The sequence below is a fragment of the Klebsiella sp. RC2 genome, assembly GCF_014192815.1.
GTDB classification, from domain to species: domain Bacteria; phylum Pseudomonadota; class Gammaproteobacteria; order Enterobacterales; family Enterobacteriaceae; genus Klebsiella; species Klebsiella variicola.
In genome coordinates this window covers 98,475-114,921 of sequence record NZ_JACHYL010000009.1, presented here as the reverse complement: position 1 = coordinate 114,921, position 16,447 = coordinate 98,475, and the positions used below count along the sequence as shown (strand labels likewise).

Genomic DNA, 16,447 nt, shown 5'->3' with positions numbered 1-16,447 from the left:
GTTAGATTGGTGCAAATTACCGCCGGATGGCACGTAACGCCAACTTTTTACGGCGGCAGAATCGATACAATCAGCGGAATTTTTCTTAGAATTAGACCAGCGCTAAATGCTTCACAACAAGGAATGCAAATGAAGAAATTGCTCCCCATTCTTATCGGCCTGAGCCTGACCGGGTTCAGCGCCATGAGCCAGGCGGAAAACCTGCTTCAGGTTTACCAGCAGGCGCGCATCAGCAACCCCGATCTGCGTAAATCGGCAGCCGATCGTGACGCCGCGTTCGAAAAGATCAATGAAGCGCGCAGTCCATTACTGCCTCAGCTTGGGCTGGGAGCGGATTATACCTATAACAATGGCTATCGCGACAGCAACGGCATCAATTCAAACGTCACCAGCGGCTCGCTGCAGTTAACGCAGGTTCTGTTTGATATGTCGAAATGGCGCGCCCTGACGCTGCAGGAAAAAACGGCAGGCATTCAGGATGTCACGTATCAGACCGATCAGCAAACGCTGATTCTGAATACCGCGACGGCCTATTTTAAAGTGCTGGCCGCCATCGACACGCTCTCCTATACCGAAGCGCAGAAACAGGCCATTTACCGCCAGTTGGATCAAACCACGCAGCGCTTTAACGTAGGCCTGGTGGCGATCACTGACGTACAGAACGCCCGTTCACAATACGACGCCGTGCTGGCGAACGAAGTCACCGCGCGTAACGATCTCGACAACGCCGTCGAAGAACTGCGCCAGGTCACCGGTAACTACTATCCGGAGCTGGCCTCGCTGAATGTGAATGGCTTCAAAACCAACAAGCCGCAGGCGGTCAACGCCCTGCTGAAGGAAGCGGAGAACCGCAACCTGTCGCTGCTGCAGGCGCGTCTGAACCAGGACCTGGCTCGCGAGCAGATTCGCCAGGCGCAGGACGGGCATTTGCCGACGCTCAGCCTATCCGCGTCGAGTGGGGTATCGAATACTAGCTACAGTGGTTCAAAAACCCATAATAATCCTCAGCAATACCAGGATAACGATGCCGGGCAGAACCAAATCGGCCTGAACTTCTCTCTGCCACTGTATCAGGGCGGCGCGGTGACCTCGCAGGTCAAACAGGCGCAATACAACTTCGTCGGCGCCAGCGAGCAGCTGGAAAGCGCCCACCGCAGCGTCGTGCAGACTGTGCGTTCGTCGTTTAACAACGTGAACGCCTCCATCAGCAGCATCAACGCCTACAAACAGGCGGTGGTCTCTGCGCAAAGCTCCCTGGATGCGATGGAAGCAGGCTACTCGGTGGGTACGCGTACCATCGTTGACGTCCTCGACGCCACCACCACGCTGTATAACGCCAAGCAGCAGCTCTCCAATGCGCGCTATAACTACCTGATCAACGAGCTGAACATTAAGTCGGCGTTAGGTACCCTGAATGAGCAGGATCTGGTCGCCCTGAACAACACGCTGGGCAAACCGATCCCCACCTCCGCAGACAGCGTCGCGCCGGAAAATCCACAGCAGGATGCCACTGCCGATGGCTACGGCAATACTACCGCAGCGGTGAAACCGGCGTCCGCACGGACCACCCAGAGCAGCGGCAGCAATCCGTTCCGTCAGTAATTCCCATACTGTGACGCGCATCGCCTGTCCGTCGGACAGGCGATGCGTTAAACGTAAGGCAACGTAAAGATCCCCCGCTTAGCGCCCCTCTTCGCTTCATTTTCCACCACTCATCCTCTATCCTGAGCGTTAACACACGCCATACCACTGGGTCCTGGAAGACAAATATGAAACGGACAAAAAAAATTAATCATTCGTCGTTCCGCAAAAGCTGGAGCGCACGCCATCTGACGCCGGTCGCGCTGGCCGTCACCGCGGTCTTTATGCTTGCCGGTTGTGAAAAAAGCGATGAAACGGTGTCGCTATACCAGAACGCCGATGACTGCTCCGCCGCCAATCCGGGCAAAGCAGCCGAGTGCACCACGGCTTACACCAACGCGGTAAAAGAGGCAGAACGTACCGCGCCGAAATATGCCACCCGGGAAGACTGCGTCGCCGAGTTTGGCGAAGGCCAGTGCCAGCAGACGCCAGCCCAGGCGGGCGTCGCCCCGGAAAACCAGGCGCAGGCGCAAAGCAGCGGCAGCTTCTGGATGCCGCTGATGGCCGGCTATATGATGGGCCGCCTGATGGGCGGCGGCATGGCGCAACAGCAGCCGCTGTTCAGCTCGAAAAACCCGGCCAGCCCGGCCTATGGTCAATACACCGATGCGAGCGGCAAAAGCTATGGCGCCGCCCAGCCGGGTCGCACCATGAACGTGCCGAAAACCGCGATGGCGCCGAAGCCAGCAACTACCACCACCGTTACCCGCGGTGGTTTTGGCGAGTCGGTGGCGAAGCAGTCGACTATGCAGCGTAGCGCCGCAGGCTCAACGTCCTCTTCTCGCTCGATGGGCGGCTAACTCACATGGAAAGAGTCAGTATTACCGAGCGCCCGGACTGGCGCGAGAAAGCGACCGAGTACGGTTTCAACTTCCACACCATGTACGGCGAGCCCTACTGGAGCGAAGAGGCTTATTACAAGCTGACCCTCGCGCAGGTGGAAAAACTGGAGGAAGTCACCGCCGAGCTGCATCAAATGTGCCTCCAGGTGGTGGAGAAAGTGATCGCCAGCGATGAGCTGATGACTAAATTCCGCATCCCTAAACACACCTGGGGCTTTGTGCGCCAGTCGTGGAAAACCAACCAGCCGTCGCTCTACTCGCGTCTCGACCTGGCCTGGGATGGCGTCGGCGAGCCGAAGCTGCTGGAGAACAATGCCGACACCCCGACCTCGCTGTATGAAGCGGCCTTCTTCCAGTGGATCTGGTTGGAAGACCAGCTCAACGCCGGCAAGCTGCCGGCGGGCAGCGACCAGTTCAATAGTTTGCAGGAAAAGCTCATCGATCGCTTCGGCGAGCTGCGCGAGCAGTTTGGCTTCCAGCTGCTGCATATGGCCTGCTGCCGCGATACCGTTGAAGATCGCGGCACTGTGCAGTATCTGCAGGACTGCGCCGCGGAAGCAGGCCTGGCGACGGAATTCCTCTATATCGAAGATATCGGTCTGGGCGAAAAAGGTCAGTTTACCGATCTGCAGGATCAGGTGATTGGTAACCTGTTCAAGCTCTATCCGTGGGAGTTTATGCTGCGGGAGATGTTCTCCACCAAGCTGGAAGACGCCGGCGTGCGCTGGCTGGAGCCCGCGTGGAAAAGCATTATCTCCAACAAAGCGTTGCTGCCGATGCTGTGGGAAATGTTCCCCAATCACCCGAATCTGCTGGCGGCCTACTTCAGCGAAGATGCCCACCCGGAGATGGAGAAGTACGTCATTAAGCCGATCTTCTCTCGTGAAGGGGCCAACGTCTCCATTGTTGAGCAGGGCAAGGTCGTGGAGTCGGTGGAAGGTCCGTACGGGGAAGAAGGAACCATCGTGCAGGAGTTTTACCCCCTGCCGAAGTTTGGTGACAGCTACACACTGATTGGCAGCTGGCTCATCAACGATCAGCCCGCCGGGATCGGCATTCGCGAAGATCGGGCGCTGATCACTCAGGATCTGTCGCGCTTCTATCCGCACATTTTCGTCGAATAATGTCGCGCTCCGGCGACGATATCGCCGGAGCGCACTATCATCAGGCGCCAACCACTACCGACAGCATACTCAGCGAGCCCATCTCGATGCCATCGACCGGGATCGTAATCGCTTCAACACCATCCCACGCCCCCAGGATATATAGCAGCGGCAGGAAATGCTCCGCCGTTGGGTTGGAGAGCGAGCCTCCTTCGTGTGCCAGGTAGTTAACCAGCGGGTGCTGCTCGTCCGGCCCCTGCCATTGCAGATTCGCCTTCACGTAGTTATTGAAGGACTCTGCCCATGGGTACGGCGTGTTCTCGCCGTGCCAGCGGGCGGTGCGCAGGTTATGCACCACGTTGCCGCTGGCCACCAGCATAATGCCTTCATCACGCAGCGAGGCCAGTTTCCGCCCCATTTCGAGATGCCAGGCCGGCGGTTTGGTGCTGTCGATGCTCAACTGAACCATCGGGATATCCGCCTGCGGATACATTTTAATCAGCACGCCCCACGAGCCATGGTCAAATCCCCAGGCTTCTTTGTCGAGAGTGACCGGCACAGGCGAGAGCAGCTCCACCAGTCGTTGCGCCAGCGCCGGAGAGCCCGGCGCCGGATAATGGGTGTCATACAGCGCCTGTGGGAAACCGCCGAAGTCGTGAATGGTCTTCGGGGCCTCCATCGCCGTCACGCCCGTACCGCGCGTGAACCAGTGCGCAGAGACCACCACAATCGCCTTCGGACGCGGCAGGGTTTCGCCCAGGTGAGCCCAGGCGCGAGTATAAATGTTGTCTTCCAGCACGTTCATTGGGCTGCCATGGCCGAGAAACAACGCGGGCATTCGGGTAGGGGACATGATGATATCCTTAGGGTGTCAATGTGATGTGCTCACATTACGCGCTTTTGCGCCAGGATAAACTCAGATAACCATGATGATGATCGTCAGAAAATTTGAATGTAAGTCGCGGTAAAGGGACGTGTCCCGTACGCGCATCCTCAGGCAATATACTCATATGCACTTATTTTCACAGGGAGAGTAGCGATGTCATCACCCTTAATATTGACGCTGCTAGCCGGTAGCGCAACCTTTATTGGCGCCATATTCGGCGTGATTGGTCAGAAACCCTCTAACCGTCTGCTTGGCTTCTCCCTCGGCTTTGCCGCCGGGATCATGCTGTTGATTTCATTGATGGAAATGCTGCCTGCCGCGCTGACCGCCGAAGGCATGTCGCCGCTGCTCGGTTACGGGATGTTTGTCATCGGCCTGCTGGGCTATTTCGGCCTTGACCGCCTGCTGCCGCACGCTCACCCGCAGGATCTGATGACCCCCGCCACGCCGCGTCCACGTAATTTACGTCGCACCGCTATTCTGCTGACGTTGGGTATCAGCCTGCATAACTTCCCGGAAGGGATCGCCACCTATGTCACGGCCAGCAACAACCTGGAACTCGGCATGGGCGTGGCCCTCGCCGTTGCCCTGCACAATATTCCTGAAGGACTGGCCGTTGCCGGGCCAGTGTATGCCGCCACCGGGTCGCGCAGCAAGGCGGTACTCTGGGCCGGGCTTTCCGGCATGGCGGAAATTTTGGGCGGCGTGCTGGCGTGGCTGATTCTGGGGAGTCTGGTCTCACCGCTGGTGATGGGAGCGATCATGGCCGCTGTGGCCGGGATTATGGTGGCACTGTCCGTCGATGAACTGATGCCGCTGGCGAAAGAGATCGATCCGCAAAGCAACCCAAGCTATGGCGTTTTGTGCGGGATGTCGGTCATGGGGCTGAGTCTGGTGGTACTCCAGACGATGGGCATCGGTTAAAGCGCAGAAACAACACAGCCCACTAAGAAGTGGGCTGTGGTCGGGCGTAGCGAACCGCTATTTAGCTGGCTTTACGCTCATGTTCGCGACGATAGGCCACCAGATCTTCAATCGTGACTACCGCCATATTGTGTTGCTGAGCGAACTTGATGCACTCCGGCGCGCGCGCCATGGTGCCATCGTCGTTGGTCAGCTCGCACAGCACGCCTGCGGGTTTAAAGCCAGCCAGGGTCACGAGGTCGATAGTGGCTTCAGTGTGGCCGCCGCGGGTCAGTACGCCACCCGGCTGCGCACGCAGCGGGAAAACGTGGCCAGGACGGTTGAGATCGGAAGGTTTCGCGCCGTCGGCAATGGCCGCGCGGACGGTGGTCACGCGGTCGGCAGCGGAGACGCCGGTGGTCACACCTTCGGCCGCTTCGATGGTCACGGTAAAGCCGGTGCCGTAGGCGCTGGTGTTGTTCTCAACCATCATCGGCAGATCCAGCTGTTTGCGGCGATCTTCGGTCAGGCACAGGCACACAATGCCGCTGCCGTGACGAATGGTCAGCGCCATCTGCTCAACGGTCATGGTTTCGGCGGCGAAGATCATATCGCCTTCGTTTTCACGGTCTTCATCATCAAGCACCATCACGCCGCGGCCTTCGCGCAGGGCGTCCAAAGCGTGTTCCACACGTTCAAAAGCGGTACCAAAAGAAGAAAGGAGCGTCTGATTCATGGTAAAAAAACCTCATTAAAATTATGGTTACCAGAATCAGGGCAGTCTTAGGAGCGCCGGTTTAGCGGCAAAAGTCAACGCGAGCGGGCCTGGACCCGACTGTGCCGTTACTCTCTCCCATCCGGACTTTAACCGTCGGCCCCGGAATTACACCGGATCTGCTGACCTTCCCGTAGTCACGGGAAGCGCTCGCGGGCTTTCAACGCAATGGTTGATTTACCGCCGGTGGGGAATTTCGCCCCGCCCTGAGAATAAGCGAGATAACTATAACGCTATTGACTATCCTCGGCAATGCATAAGCTTCAAACATTTCTGGTTTATAGGCGGCCTGGTTCGCACTACAATGATCAATCATCCGACCCGAGCAGGAAACCACCATGATTGACCCGAAAAAAATTGAACAAATCGCCCGCCAGGTCCATGAGTCGATGCCAAAAGGACTTCGCGATCTGGGTGAGGATGTTGAGAAGAAAATCCGCCAGGCGCTGCAGTCGCAGCTGACCCGCCTGGATCTGGTCAGCCGCGAAGAGTTTGACGTACAGACTCAGGTTTTGCTGCGGACCCGCGAAAAACTGGCGCTGCTGGAGCAGCGTCTGAATGACCTCGAAAACCGCCAGGCAGCGACGCCTGGCAGCGAAGAGCAGCCGTAAGAAACGGGCCCTCAGGGGCCCGTTTTGCGTTTGGCTTAGTGGGCGGCTTCCGCCGGGCTGTTTACCTGACGACAGTAAAGTTCATAACGCTGGCAAAACCATTCACGATGCTCTTCATCCATATTGCCGACAATAGCCTGAAGATCAACTGGCTGGCCTTGCGCGTGCATTCTGGCGAAACTCCGCGCCAAAAAATCAAAATTCTTCATTGAATACATATCGTTATGGTTCATGCGCATACTCCTTCAGCGGTGGATGTTCTGATCAGTCATATGCCTTTTACTCACTTCAGTATTTACGCTTACCTTAACGCGATTTGTACGAAAAATGCGCTTAACATGATTATTTATTGCGCTAAATCATTTTCCACATGATTAAATAAAAACGGCCCGCGATATCTCCATCGCGGGCCGTGATGCTTCACCGTACAAGCCGGTGAATAGCGAAAAGCTTATTTATCGCTATCTTTTTGTATTTTCTTAATAATATTGGTGGTCGAGCAGCCATCTTCAAAGTTGAGCACCAGCACTTCGCCGCCGTTAGCCCAGACCTCTTCGCTGCCGGCGATCTGTTCCGGCTTATAATCGCCGCCTTTGACCAGCAGGTCCGGCAGGATACCGGCAATCAGCCGCTGCGGGGTGTCTTCCTCGAAGGAGACCACCCAGTCGACGGCCTCCAGCGCCCCCAGCACGATCATCCGCTGCTCCAGCGGGTTCACCGGGCGGGTTTCGCCTTTCAGACGTTTGGTTGAGGCATCGCTGTTGACCGCCACGATCAGACGGTCGCCCAGCTTGCGCGCATTCGCCAGATAGGAGACATGGCCGGCATGCAGAATGTCGAAGACCCCGTTGGTCATCACCACTTTCTCACCGCGCTTGCGCGCTGCCGCAACCGCCTGTTTGAGTTCCTCTTCGCTCATCACGCCAAAGCCGGTCTCAGCCCGGCCGCGGACCGCGTTTTCCAGCTCGACAGGGGAAACGGTGGAGGTCCCCAGCTTACCGACCACCACGCCCGCCGCGGCGTTGGCGAAATAGCAGGCCTCTTCCAGGGTGTTGCCGGAGGCCAGGGTCGCCGCCAGCACGCCAATCACCGTGTCGCCGGCGCCGGTGACATCGTACACTTCCTGGGCCTGGGTCGGCATATGCAGCGGCGGACGCCCCGGCTGCAGCAGCGTCATCCCCTGCTCAGAACGCGTCACCAGCAGCGCTGACAGTTCAAATTCGGCGATGAGCTTCATGCCGCGTTCAACGATCTCCGCTTCATCCTGACACTTGCCCACCACCGCTTCAAACTCAGAGAGGTTCGGGGTGAGCAGCGTCGCGCCGCGGTAGCGTTCGAAATCGGTGCCTTTCGGATCGATCAGCACCGGCACGCCCGCTTCACGGGCGAGCTTGATCATCGTCTGGACGCTGGTCAGCGCCCCTTTGGCGTAGTCCGAGAGGACCAGTGCGCCAATGGATCCCAGCGCCTGCTGAATGCGCTCATGCATCGGCTGCGGATCCACGCCGGAGAAGCCCTCTTCAAAGTCGAGGCGGATCAGTTGCTGATTGCGCGACAGCACCCGCAGCTTGGTGATGGTCGGGTGAGTCGGGACGGAGACGAAGTCGCACTTCACATTCACATTGGCCAGCGCCTGGCTCAGCGCGCGGGCAGCGTCATCAATCCCGGTCAATCCCACCAGGCGCGACGTTGCCCCCAGGGAGGCGATGTTCATCGCTACGTTTGCCGCGCCGCCAGGACGTTCTTCGATATTTTCCACCTTCACCACCGGCACCGGGGCTTCCGGGGAAATACGACTGGTGGGGCCGTACCAGTAGCGGTCCAGCATCACATCACCCACCACCAACACTCCTGCACGTTCAAACTCCGGCAGCGTTACTTTCATGACTCTCTCCTGCGAGACGCAAACTTTGCGCGCGATAATAGCACACCCGATTTTATAGTTAAGCCATCAGCCACTTCTGCCAGCTGGCGCTGACCTGCTGACGCTCCCGGCTGAAGGCCTCTGGCGCCACGTGTCCCGGCTGCTCCTGCAGGGCCAGGTGATGGAGCGCATCACGCAAGGTGGTGTACGCATGCGTTAAGGCGCGCGCCTCCTCCTCGTCCATGATGTCGTTCTGCGCCAGCAGCTCAAGAATACGCACGTTGTCAGACCAGCGGGTCAACTTCGGCTTGTCACTGGCATAGCGTAGGACCAGATACTGAGTAATAAATTCAATATCGGTGATCCCGCCGGCATCGGCTTTGATATCAAAACGATCGGGATGTTTGTTGCCAAGGTGGGCGCGCATCTTCTCGCGCATCTCGCGAACCTCGGTCTGCAGGGTCGTCCCCTCCCGCGGGGTGGTCAGGATATCGCGACGAATGGCGTCAAAGCGCGCCTGCAGCGCCGGGTCGCCATAGACCACGCGGGCGCGCACCAGCGCCTGATGTTCCCACGTCCAGGCTTCGTTCTGCTGATAGTCAGCAAACGCGTCGGCGGTGGTGACCAGCATCCCCGCCGCGCCAGAAGGACGCAGCCGGGCGTCCACTTCGTAGAGAATACCGGACGAGGTGCGGGTGCTGAACAGGTGCATGATCCGCTGGGCCAGCCGCAGGTAGAACTGACGGCCGTCAATCTCCCGCTCGCCGTCGGTCATCACCTCCGCCGGGCAGTCATGGAGGAACACCAGATCGAGATCGGAGCTGTAGCCCAGCTCCCAGCCGCCGAGCTTACCGTAGCCGACAACGGCGAAGCCGCGACCCTGGCGATCGTGCAGGTGGGTCGGCTGGCCGTAGCGAGCGACCATCTGCCCCCATGCCTGCTGCACCACCGCGTCGAGGATCGCTTCGGCAAGCCAGGTTAAGTGATCGCTGACCTTCATCACCGGCAGGGTGCCAGCGATATCCGCCGCCGCGATATGCAGCTGCTGCGCCTGCTTAAACTGGCGCAACGCCTCCAGCTGCTGCTCTTCATCCTCTTCCGGCACGCGCAGCAGGTACTGGCGCAGCTCGTCGCGATAGGCATCGGTCGCCGTCGGCTGATAGAGGGTGTTGGGATCCAGCAGCTCATCCAGCAGCAGCGGGTGGCGCGCCAGCTGGCTGGCGACCATCGGCGACGCCGCGCAGAGCGTGATCAGGTGCTTCAGCGCGCCGGGGAATTCGCTCAGCAGCTCAAGATAGGTGGTACGGGTGACGATCCCGGTCAACAGCGGCGTGATCCGCGCCAGAGGCAGCGGCGCATCGGCGCGCGAGCAGATTTCGCTCAGCAGATGCGGCATCAGCTGATCCAGCACCTGGCGGCCGCGCGGGCCGATGGTGCGCCGATCCAGCTCTTTACGAAAATCGGCAATCAGCGCCAGCACGCTACGGCGGTCGGTATCGTTTAAATGCGCCAGCGCCGGGCTGGCGTCATCTTCTTCCAGCGCATCCTGCCACAGCTCGCGCCAGTACTCGGCCAGTTGCTCATCCGGGGACTGATCCTCATCATCGCCGATCAGTTCATTAAACACTCGCCGCACGTTGGCCATCTGGCTCGCCAGCTGCGCGCTCAGCGTCTCCCAGTCTTCGGTATGCATCCCCCACGCCAGCCTGGCGCGGTTAAGTTCATCCTGCGGCAGGGTCTGGGTCTGTTCATCGTTGATGCTTTGCAGCAGGTTTTCCAGCCGGCGCAGGAACAGATAGGCCTCGCGCAGCAGCGCCGCGTCGCCTTCCGGCAGCAGATGTAGCTCATCAATCGCCGCCAGCGTCGGCAGCAGGGCGCGCTGCTGCAGTGCAGGTTCGCGACCACCGCGGATCAGCTGAAAGACCTGAACGATAAACTCAATTTCACGGATCCCGCCGGCGCCGAGCTTGATGTTGTCTTTCAGCCCGCGACGCCGCACTTCGCGGGCGATCATGCCTTTCATGTTACGCAGCGACTGGATCACGCTGAAGTCGATATAACGGCGGAAGACGAAAGGACGGAGCATCGCGCGCAACTCGCTGGCGTACACGCCGTCGTTATCGCCCATGATCCGCGCTTTCACCATCGCATAGCGTTCCCAGTCCCGACCCTGCTCCTGGTAATAATCTTCCAGTGCCGCAAAGCTGAGTACCAGCGGCCCACTGTCGCCAAACGGCCGCAGGCGCATGTCAACCCGATAGACAAAGCCGTCCTGCGTCGGCTGGTCAAGGGCCTTGATCAGCCGCTGCCCCAGACGGGTAAAGAACTGGGCGTTATCCAGCTCGCGGCGGCCGCCGCGGGTGGCGCCATGCTCAGGCCAGGCAAAGATCAGATCGATATCGGAAGAGAAGTTCAGCTCGCCGCCGCCCAGCTTTCCCATCCCGAGGATCAGCAGCGGCTGCGGCTGGCCCTCGGCATTGCATGGCGTTCCCCACTCCTTACAGCAGGCGGCGTAGAGCCAGTCGCGGGCGGCGACAATCAGGGTCTCCGCCAGGGCGCTCAGCTGCTGCAGGGTCTCTTCTTCGCTCACCAGCGACAGCGCCTGCGCCCAGGCGATGCGGACCATCATCTGGCGGCGGAAGAGACGCAGCTCTCGCATCAACCCCGCTTCGTCAGTGACGGCCTGCAGGCGATCCTGCAGCCAGGCCTCGTAATGCCGCCACTCTTCCGCCTCCGGCGAGGAGTCCGCAAGCTCATTCAGCCAGCCCGGCTGGGCGATCACACTCTGTTCGACAAAATCGCTGAACGCCATGACCGACCTGGCCTGTGGGCTCAGTTCTGCAATGGGAAAATCCGCTGGCAGACGGTCAGCGACCGTCTGCCAGTGCTGCTGTAATTGCGGAGAAAGCGGCATCATAAGGGCTCCCTGGCCTGAAATTATCGTTTTCCACTATGCAGCCAGAACGGCTCGGCAGCCAGCGCCTGGCGACGGAAATATTCAAAGACGCTGCGATCGTCATGTGCTATTGCACGGTGAAGCTCCTGCCAGTTCTCCAGCCACGGCGCGACGGCGTCGCCATAGGCGCCCGCCAGCAGCTGGACGCTGTCGATGTCACGGGACAGCTTCGGCAACTGGTCGGCGGCATCTTCGACCGCCAGATGCTGCACGGCGCCGCGCAGCTCGGCTGCCACCCGCGAGAGGTTAATATCGGCAAACCGTTTGAACGATCCGGCTATTTTTTTCTCTCCCGCCTCGTTGAGGAACGGACGCCAGCCGCGCTGGACCAGCCATTCAGTCAGGGCCAGTTTGGCGCCGACGACCTCGGTGCGGAATAACGCCTCGTCGGCGGTGTCCGCGGCCAGCAGAACGGCTTCGGCGTCGTTCAGCAACGCGCGGAGCTGGGTGGTCGCCTTACGCGGCACGATGCCGCCGAACAGCACGAGGGTATGGCGCACGCGGGCTAACGCCAGCAGGATTTCCGCTTTGGCTTTCGCATTGCCGCGCAGCCATACTTCGTCGTGATACAGCCAGTGCGCCAGGGCGCTCTCCAGCGCCGCCTCCAGCCCTTGCTCCACGCTGGCCTTCGCCGCCACCGCCAGCACCGTCAGCGAGGTGACGGGACGCTCGCCATTGCCTTGCGCCAGATGATACCCGCGCGCGGCTTTGCTCAGGCTCCCCTGACGCAGGACGCCGCTCTCCAGCAGACGGTGCGCAAGGCGCAGCAGATCGGCAGTCTCCCCGGCAAGCAGCTCCAGCTCCAGTTCGCAGATCGGCTCCTGATGTTCGCCAGCCTTCACTTCGCCGCGATCGAGGGCGATCTCAATCTCACTATTCCCTTCCTGTATCACCCAACGTTCACGAGCAAAATCAGTGCTGAACAGCGGCTGGACATGCTCCGCCAGCGCGGCCGGGAGCTCGCCTTGCGGCCAGACCTCCGCCGGCAGGCGCTCAAGCGCCAGCTCCGGTTTATCCAGTGGGATATTGTATTCCGGACGCTGGTGCAGCCCCCCTACCACCCGGCCGGCAATTTTCAGCGTCATTTCATAACGCCCCTGGTCGCCGCGGATGCGCAGCCCCATATCGTGACGACGCAGCCAGTTATCGGCGGTTTCGTAATAAATGTTCAGTAACTGGCCCGCAGGCGTATGTTTCGCCTCGAGCGCATTGAGCTGCTCGCGCAGCGTCTCTACCCCATTCTGAGCGACGATAAACTTGAGTTCGATTTCTTGAGCCATGACTGAATTCTTCCGCTTCTGTGCTGCGCCGACAAATTGCGGCGAACTTACGACGATATTTTTTGTCAGTAGATAGTATTTTGCGGCGAATCGCCATGCAACGCGCTTTTTGCCGGGCCACCTCCTGGATGATTCCGATTGTGGTGGAAAACTTTGCGTCGCTCTGGCGATGCCTCTACTATCGTTCCACTTTTTATGACCAAACGATGACCTGATGCCAAAATTACGCCTGATTACTTTTACTTTGCTCGCGCTTAGCGCCGCTACGGCGGTTCACGCAGAAGAAAAGCGCTACGTTTCCGATGAGCTGAACACCTGGGTTCGCAGCGGCCCGGGCGATAATTATCGTCTGGTCGGCACCATCAACGCCGGGGAAGAAGTGTCGGTGCTGCAAACGAACGACAGCACCAGTTACGCGCAGGTCCGCGACAGCAATGGCCGTACCGCCTGGATCCCGTTGAAAGAGCTGAGCAATGAGCCCAGCCTGCGCACCCGCGTCCCGGATCTGGAAAACCAGGTCAAAACGCTGACCGATAAGCTGAACAACATCGACGCCACCTGGAACCAGCGCACGGCGGATATGCAGAAGAAAGTCGCCGGCAGCGACAGCGCGATTAACGCGCTGAAGGACGAGAACCAGAAGTTGAAAAACGAGCTGGTGGTCGCGCAGAAGAAGGTGAATGCGGCGAATCTGCAGCTTGATGACAAACAGCGCACCATTATCATGCAGTGGTTCATGTACGGCGGCGGCGTGCTCGGCGTCGGTCTGCTGCTGGGTCTGGTGCTGCCGCATCTGGTGCCAAGCCGCAAACGTAAAGACCGGTGGATGAACTAATTCGTCTTCTCTGCCAGACTTACGTATCATCTTGCGAAAAACAGATACGGGAGAATCGGGCGTGAAGAGCTATCTGGTCGGCGGTGCGGTGCGCGATGCGCTATTAGGGCTGCCGGTCAAAGACCGAGACTGGGTGGTGGTGGGCGCCACCCCGCAACAGATGCTTGACGCGGGCTACCAACAGGTAGGCCGCGACTTTCCCGTGTTCCTCCATCCGCAAAGCCGGGAGGAGTATGCCCTGGCCCGTACCGAGCGCAAATCCGGCGCGGGCTATACCGGTTTTACCTGCTATGCCGCCCCGGACGTGACCCTCGAAGCCGATCTGCTGCGCCGCGACTTGACGGTCAACGCCCTCGCCCAGGATGCCGATGGCACGATCATCGACCCCTACGGCGGGCAAAACGATCTTCGCCTGCGCCTGCTGCGCCATGTCTCTCCCGCCTTTAGCGAAGATCCGCTGCGCGTGCTGCGTGTGGCGCGCTTTGCTGCCCGCTATGCGCATCTGGGCTTTCGCATTGCCGAAGAAACCCAGGCCCTGATGCATGCGATGGTTGAGGCCGGTGAGCTGGCGCATTTAACGCCGGAGCGGGTGTGGAAAGAGACGGAAAGCGCGTTAACCACCCGCAATCCGCAGGTCTTTTTCCAGACGCTGCGCGACTGCCAGGCTCTTAAGGTGCTGTTTCCGGAAATTGACGCGCTGTACGGCGTGCCGGCCCCGGCGAAGTGGCACCCGGAAATCGATACCGGCCTGCACACCCTGATGACCGTCACGATGGCCGCGATGCTGTCGCCGGATGTCGACGTGCGTTTCGCCACCCTGTGTCATGACCTCGGTAAAGGACTGACGCCGAAAGCGCTCTGGCCGCGTCACCACGGCCATGGCCCGGCGGGCGTCAAGCTGGTAGAACAGATCTGCGCGCGTCTGCGGGTGCCAAACGATATCCGCGATCTCGCGAAACTGGTGGCGGAGTACCATGACTTGATCCACACCCTGCCGATCCTGCAGCCGAAAACCCTCGTCAAACTCTTCGACAGCATTGACGCCTGGCGCAAACCGCAGCGCGTGCAGCAGATCGCCCTCACCAGCGAAGCCGACGTCCGCGGACGCACCGGTTTCGAGGCCAGCGATTACCCGCAAGGGCGCCTGCTTCTGGAGGCCTGGGAAGTGGCGCAGTCTGTCTCCACCAAAGAGGTCGTGGCGGCGGGCTTTAAAGGGGCGGAAATTCGCGAAGAGCTGACGCGGCGGAGAATTGCTGCGGTGGCGCAGTGGAAGGAACAGCGTTGCCCCCAGCCGCAAGGCTGAGGGCACTGGTCTTAGAAGAAGACCACGTAAACGGCTGCCGCCACGATAAAGCGGTAGATAGCGAACGGGATAAACGAGATCCGCTTGATCAGCTGCAGGAAGGTTTTAATCGCAATCAGCGCCACGATAAACGCCATCACGAAGCCGACGGCAAACATCGGCACATCGCCCATGTTCAGGAAGCCGATGCTCTTGTAGACGTCCAGCACGGTGGCGCCCATCATCATCGGTACCGCCAGCAGGAAAGAGAACTCCGACGCCGCGTAGCGGCTGACGCCCATCAGCATGCCGCCGGAGATAGTCGCCCCCGAGCGCGAGAACCCCGGCCACAGCGCCAGACACTGAAAGCAGCCGATGACAAACGCCTGACGATAGGTCATATCGTCAATCCCGACCGCGCGCGGCTGTTTCGGCTTGAGTACTTCTGCCGCAATCAGCAATACGCCGCCGACAATCAGGGCGTACATCACGTTTACCGGGTTAAATAAGGATTTAATGGTGTCGTGGAAAATCAGCCCCAGCACCACCGCGGGGATCATGCCGAGGAGGATATGGATAAGCGACAAGCGACCGCTGCCTTTGCCTTCATGCTCCGGCGGCCTGCCGAAATGGATGCCGATCAGACCGAACAAACGACGCCAGAACATCACCACTACGGCGAGTATCGAGCCTAGCTGAATAACCACTTCAAAGGTATTTGCCGTATCACCTTCAAACCCCAGCAGGTGACCAACAATAATCATATGACCGGTACTGGAAACAGGTAAAAACTCTGTCAACCCCTCAACCACACCCAATATTGCCGCCACCAGCAGCGAGTGTATATCGCTCATTCAATTAAACCCTTTAAAAAGTAAAATGAAAAAAACCAGGAACACATTATCGATCAACAGGCGCAACCCGACAGCCAGAGCGCGCGTAATCCGCAGCGTACAGGAAGTACACGCGGATTCGTCCACCGTTCTGGAAGGACATCGCCAGTAAAATTGCCTGATGACCGGATGCTATGACCGGTATAAACGCAATTTGTTTAACAAGTATGACCTGAAAAGTTTTGTTTCAGATTAAGGCCACGTTCAATAATCACACCGACATTTGCCGCGCGGGCCACGGCGCCAGGTTTGCTGACTTTAATACGCACCCATGGCGACTGGAATGTTTCCAGCAGCAGGTCGGCCACTTCTTCCGCCACCCGCTCCACTAACGCGAATTTTCCCCCCTCCACATGCGCGATCACTCGCTCGCTGATATCAGCATAGCTGAGGCAGTCGCTGACATCATCGCTGGCGGCCGCCTTGCGGTTATCCCATGCAATTTCGATATCGAACACCAGCTTCTGCTCAATGGTTTGTTCCCAGTCATAAACACCAATGGTGGTGATTACCGAAAGTTGCTCTATAAATACAATATCCATCACGCCCTGCCTGCTTTTTAGCTAAACCGGATAC

At 59.1% G+C, this 16,447-nt stretch carries 16 protein-coding genes and 1 riboswitch; of the genes, 8 read left to right on the top strand and 8 right to left on the bottom strand.

Annotated features, from left to right (window positions below; translation table 11 throughout):
- The first annotated feature begins 129 nt into the window (after positions 1-129).
- From tolC to FHW76_RS23715, 3 genes are all read left to right on the top strand, one after another.
- Positions 130-1,602 (top strand): outer membrane channel protein TolC, encoded by a 1,473-nt coding sequence (tolC, locus tag FHW76_RS23725; protein WP_008806517.1) that lies wholly within the window; start codon positions 130-132, stop codon positions 1,600-1,602.
- A 167-nt stretch (positions 1,603-1,769) separates the two neighbouring features.
- Positions 1,770-2,441: a DUF1190 family protein gene (locus tag FHW76_RS23720; RefSeq protein ID WP_008806518.1), complete on the top strand. Its 672-nt coding sequence runs from the start codon at positions 1,770-1,772 to the stop codon at positions 2,439-2,441.
- A 5-nt stretch (positions 2,442-2,446) separates the two neighbouring features.
- The gene (locus FHW76_RS23715; protein WP_008806519.1) at positions 2,447-3,607 is read left to right on the top strand and encodes a glutathionylspermidine synthase family protein; all 1,161 of its coding nucleotides are present in this window, start codon (positions 2,447-2,449) and stop codon (positions 3,605-3,607) included.
- Positions 3,608-3,647: 40 nt separating this feature from the next.
- On the opposite strand, the gene ygiD is transcribed toward FHW76_RS23715, so the two are convergent.
- Positions 3,648-4,439, bottom strand: a complete 792-nt coding sequence (ygiD, locus tag FHW76_RS23710; RefSeq protein WP_008806520.1) for a 4,5-DOPA dioxygenase extradiol — start codon at positions 4,437-4,439, stop codon at positions 3,648-3,650.
- A gap of 186 nt (positions 4,440-4,625) precedes the next feature.
- Between ygiD and zupT the strand changes: the two genes are divergently transcribed.
- Positions 4,626-5,396 carry a zinc transporter ZupT gene (zupT, locus tag FHW76_RS23705; RefSeq protein WP_008806521.1) on the top strand — a complete coding sequence of 257 codons (771 nt, stop codon included), beginning with the start codon at positions 4,626-4,628 and terminating at the stop codon, positions 5,394-5,396.
- Between the two features lie 61 nt (positions 5,397-5,457).
- On the opposite strand, the gene ribB is transcribed toward zupT, so the two are convergent.
- Positions 5,458-6,111 carry a 3,4-dihydroxy-2-butanone-4-phosphate synthase gene (ribB, locus tag FHW76_RS23700; RefSeq protein WP_004174356.1) on the bottom strand — a complete coding sequence of 218 codons (654 nt, stop codon included), beginning with the start codon at positions 6,109-6,111 and terminating at the stop codon, positions 5,458-5,460.
- A 105-nt stretch (positions 6,112-6,216) separates the two neighbouring features.
- A riboswitch (FMN riboswitch) is annotated at positions 6,217-6,368 on the bottom strand.
- 120 nt (positions 6,369-6,488) lie between these two features.
- Here ribB and ubiK point away from each other — a divergent pair.
- Positions 6,489-6,761 (top strand): ubiquinone biosynthesis accessory factor UbiK, encoded by a 273-nt coding sequence (gene ubiK / locus FHW76_RS23695; protein ID WP_008806522.1) that lies wholly within the window; start codon positions 6,489-6,491, stop codon positions 6,759-6,761.
- Between the two features lie 35 nt (positions 6,762-6,796).
- Here the strand turns inward: ubiK and glgS are convergent, their stop codons facing one another.
- Positions 6,797-6,994, bottom strand: coding sequence for a cell surface composition regulator GlgS (gene glgS / locus FHW76_RS23690; RefSeq protein ID WP_004205248.1), 198 nt, complete (start codon positions 6,992-6,994; stop codon positions 6,797-6,799).
- On the opposite strand from glgS, the gene FHW76_RS23685 reads away from it, so the two are divergent.
- Complete coding sequence (locus FHW76_RS23685; RefSeq protein ID WP_004144536.1) at positions 6,986-7,135, top strand: hypothetical protein; 150 nt, start codon at positions 6,986-6,988, stop codon at positions 7,133-7,135. The genes glgS and FHW76_RS23685 overlap by 9 nt on opposite strands.
- Before the next feature lie 77 nt (positions 7,136-7,212).
- On the opposite strand, the gene hldE is transcribed toward FHW76_RS23685, so the two are convergent.
- From hldE to FHW76_RS23670, 3 genes are read right to left on the bottom strand one after another with little or no spacing between them, the layout of a single operon-like run.
- The gene (gene hldE, locus FHW76_RS23680; protein ID WP_012540541.1) at positions 7,213-8,646 is read right to left on the bottom strand and encodes a bifunctional D-glycero-beta-D-manno-heptose-7-phosphate kinase/D-glycero-beta-D-manno-heptose 1-phosphate adenylyltransferase HldE; all 1,434 of its coding nucleotides are present in this window, start codon (positions 8,644-8,646) and stop codon (positions 7,213-7,215) included.
- Positions 8,647-8,704: 58 nt separating this feature from the next.
- Entirely contained in the window at positions 8,705-11,542 is a 2,838-nt protein-coding gene (gene glnE / locus FHW76_RS23675; protein ID WP_012540540.1) for a bifunctional [glutamate--ammonia ligase]-adenylyl-L-tyrosine phosphorylase/[glutamate--ammonia-ligase] adenylyltransferase, read from the bottom strand.
- A gap of 20 nt (positions 11,543-11,562) precedes the next feature.
- A complete protein-coding gene (locus FHW76_RS23670; protein ID WP_022064948.1) occupies positions 11,563-12,861 on the bottom strand; it encodes an inorganic triphosphatase in 1,299 nt (432 codons plus the stop codon).
- Between the two features lie 214 nt (positions 12,862-13,075).
- Between FHW76_RS23670 and FHW76_RS23665 the strand changes: the two genes are divergently transcribed.
- On the top strand, positions 13,076-13,696 hold the full coding sequence (locus FHW76_RS23665; protein ID WP_008806527.1) for a TIGR04211 family SH3 domain-containing protein: 621 nt from the start codon (positions 13,076-13,078) through the stop codon (positions 13,694-13,696).
- Positions 13,697-13,757: 61 nt separating this feature from the next.
- Complete coding sequence (locus tag FHW76_RS23660; RefSeq protein ID WP_008806528.1) at positions 13,758-14,999, top strand: multifunctional CCA addition/repair protein; 1,242 nt, start codon at positions 13,758-13,760, stop codon at positions 14,997-14,999.
- An 11-nt stretch (positions 15,000-15,010) separates the two neighbouring features.
- Here the strand turns inward: FHW76_RS23660 and bacA are convergent, their stop codons facing one another.
- Both bacA and folB read right to left on the bottom strand, forming a co-directional pair.
- Positions 15,011-15,832: an undecaprenyl-diphosphate phosphatase gene (gene bacA / locus FHW76_RS23655; RefSeq protein ID WP_008806529.1), complete on the bottom strand. Its 822-nt coding sequence runs from the start codon at positions 15,830-15,832 to the stop codon at positions 15,011-15,013.
- Between the two features lie 197 nt (positions 15,833-16,029).
- Positions 16,030-16,413, bottom strand: a complete 384-nt coding sequence (gene folB, locus FHW76_RS23650; protein WP_004150923.1) for a bifunctional dihydroneopterin aldolase/7,8-dihydroneopterin epimerase — start codon at positions 16,411-16,413, stop codon at positions 16,030-16,032.
- Between the last annotated feature and the right edge of the window lie 34 nt (positions 16,414-16,447).

Coding starts and splice junctions, on each gene's coding strand:
- folB (WP_004150923.1), bottom strand. CDS start 16,413: ATGGATATTGTATTTATAGAGCAACTTTCGGTAATCACCACCATTGGT.
- zupT (WP_008806521.1), top strand. CDS start 4,626: ATGTCATCACCCTTAATATTGACGCTGCTAGCCGGTAGCGCAACCTTT.
- FHW76_RS23720 (WP_008806518.1), top strand. CDS start 1,770: ATGAAACGGACAAAAAAAATTAATCATTCGTCGTTCCGCAAAAGCTGG.
- tolC (WP_008806517.1), top strand. CDS start 130: ATGAAGAAATTGCTCCCCATTCTTATCGGCCTGAGCCTGACCGGGTTC.
- ubiK (WP_008806522.1), top strand. CDS start 6,489: ATGATTGACCCGAAAAAAATTGAACAAATCGCCCGCCAGGTCCATGAG.
- ygiD (WP_008806520.1), bottom strand. CDS start 4,439: ATGTCCCCTACCCGAATGCCCGCGTTGTTTCTCGGCCATGGCAGCCCA.
- FHW76_RS23665 (WP_008806527.1), top strand. CDS start 13,076: ATGCCAAAATTACGCCTGATTACTTTTACTTTGCTCGCGCTTAGCGCC.
- bacA (WP_008806529.1), bottom strand. CDS start 15,832: ATGAGCGATATACACTCGCTGCTGGTGGCGGCAATATTGGGTGTGGTT.
- FHW76_RS23715 (WP_008806519.1), top strand. CDS start 2,447: ATGGAAAGAGTCAGTATTACCGAGCGCCCGGACTGGCGCGAGAAAGCG.
- ribB (WP_004174356.1), bottom strand. CDS start 6,111: ATGAATCAGACGCTCCTTTCTTCTTTTGGTACCGCTTTTGAACGTGTG.
- FHW76_RS23670 (WP_022064948.1), bottom strand. CDS start 12,861: ATGGCTCAAGAAATCGAACTCAAGTTTATCGTCGCTCAGAATGGGGTA.
- glgS (WP_004205248.1), bottom strand. CDS start 6,994: ATGAACCATAACGATATGTATTCAATGAAGAATTTTGATTTTTTGGCG.
- hldE (WP_012540541.1), bottom strand. CDS start 8,646: ATGAAAGTAACGCTGCCGGAGTTTGAACGTGCAGGAGTGTTGGTGGTG.
- glnE (WP_012540540.1), bottom strand. CDS start 11,542: ATGATGCCGCTTTCTCCGCAATTACAGCAGCACTGGCAGACGGTCGCT.
- FHW76_RS23685 (WP_004144536.1), top strand. CDS start 6,986: ATGGTTCATGCGCATACTCCTTCAGCGGTGGATGTTCTGATCAGTCAT.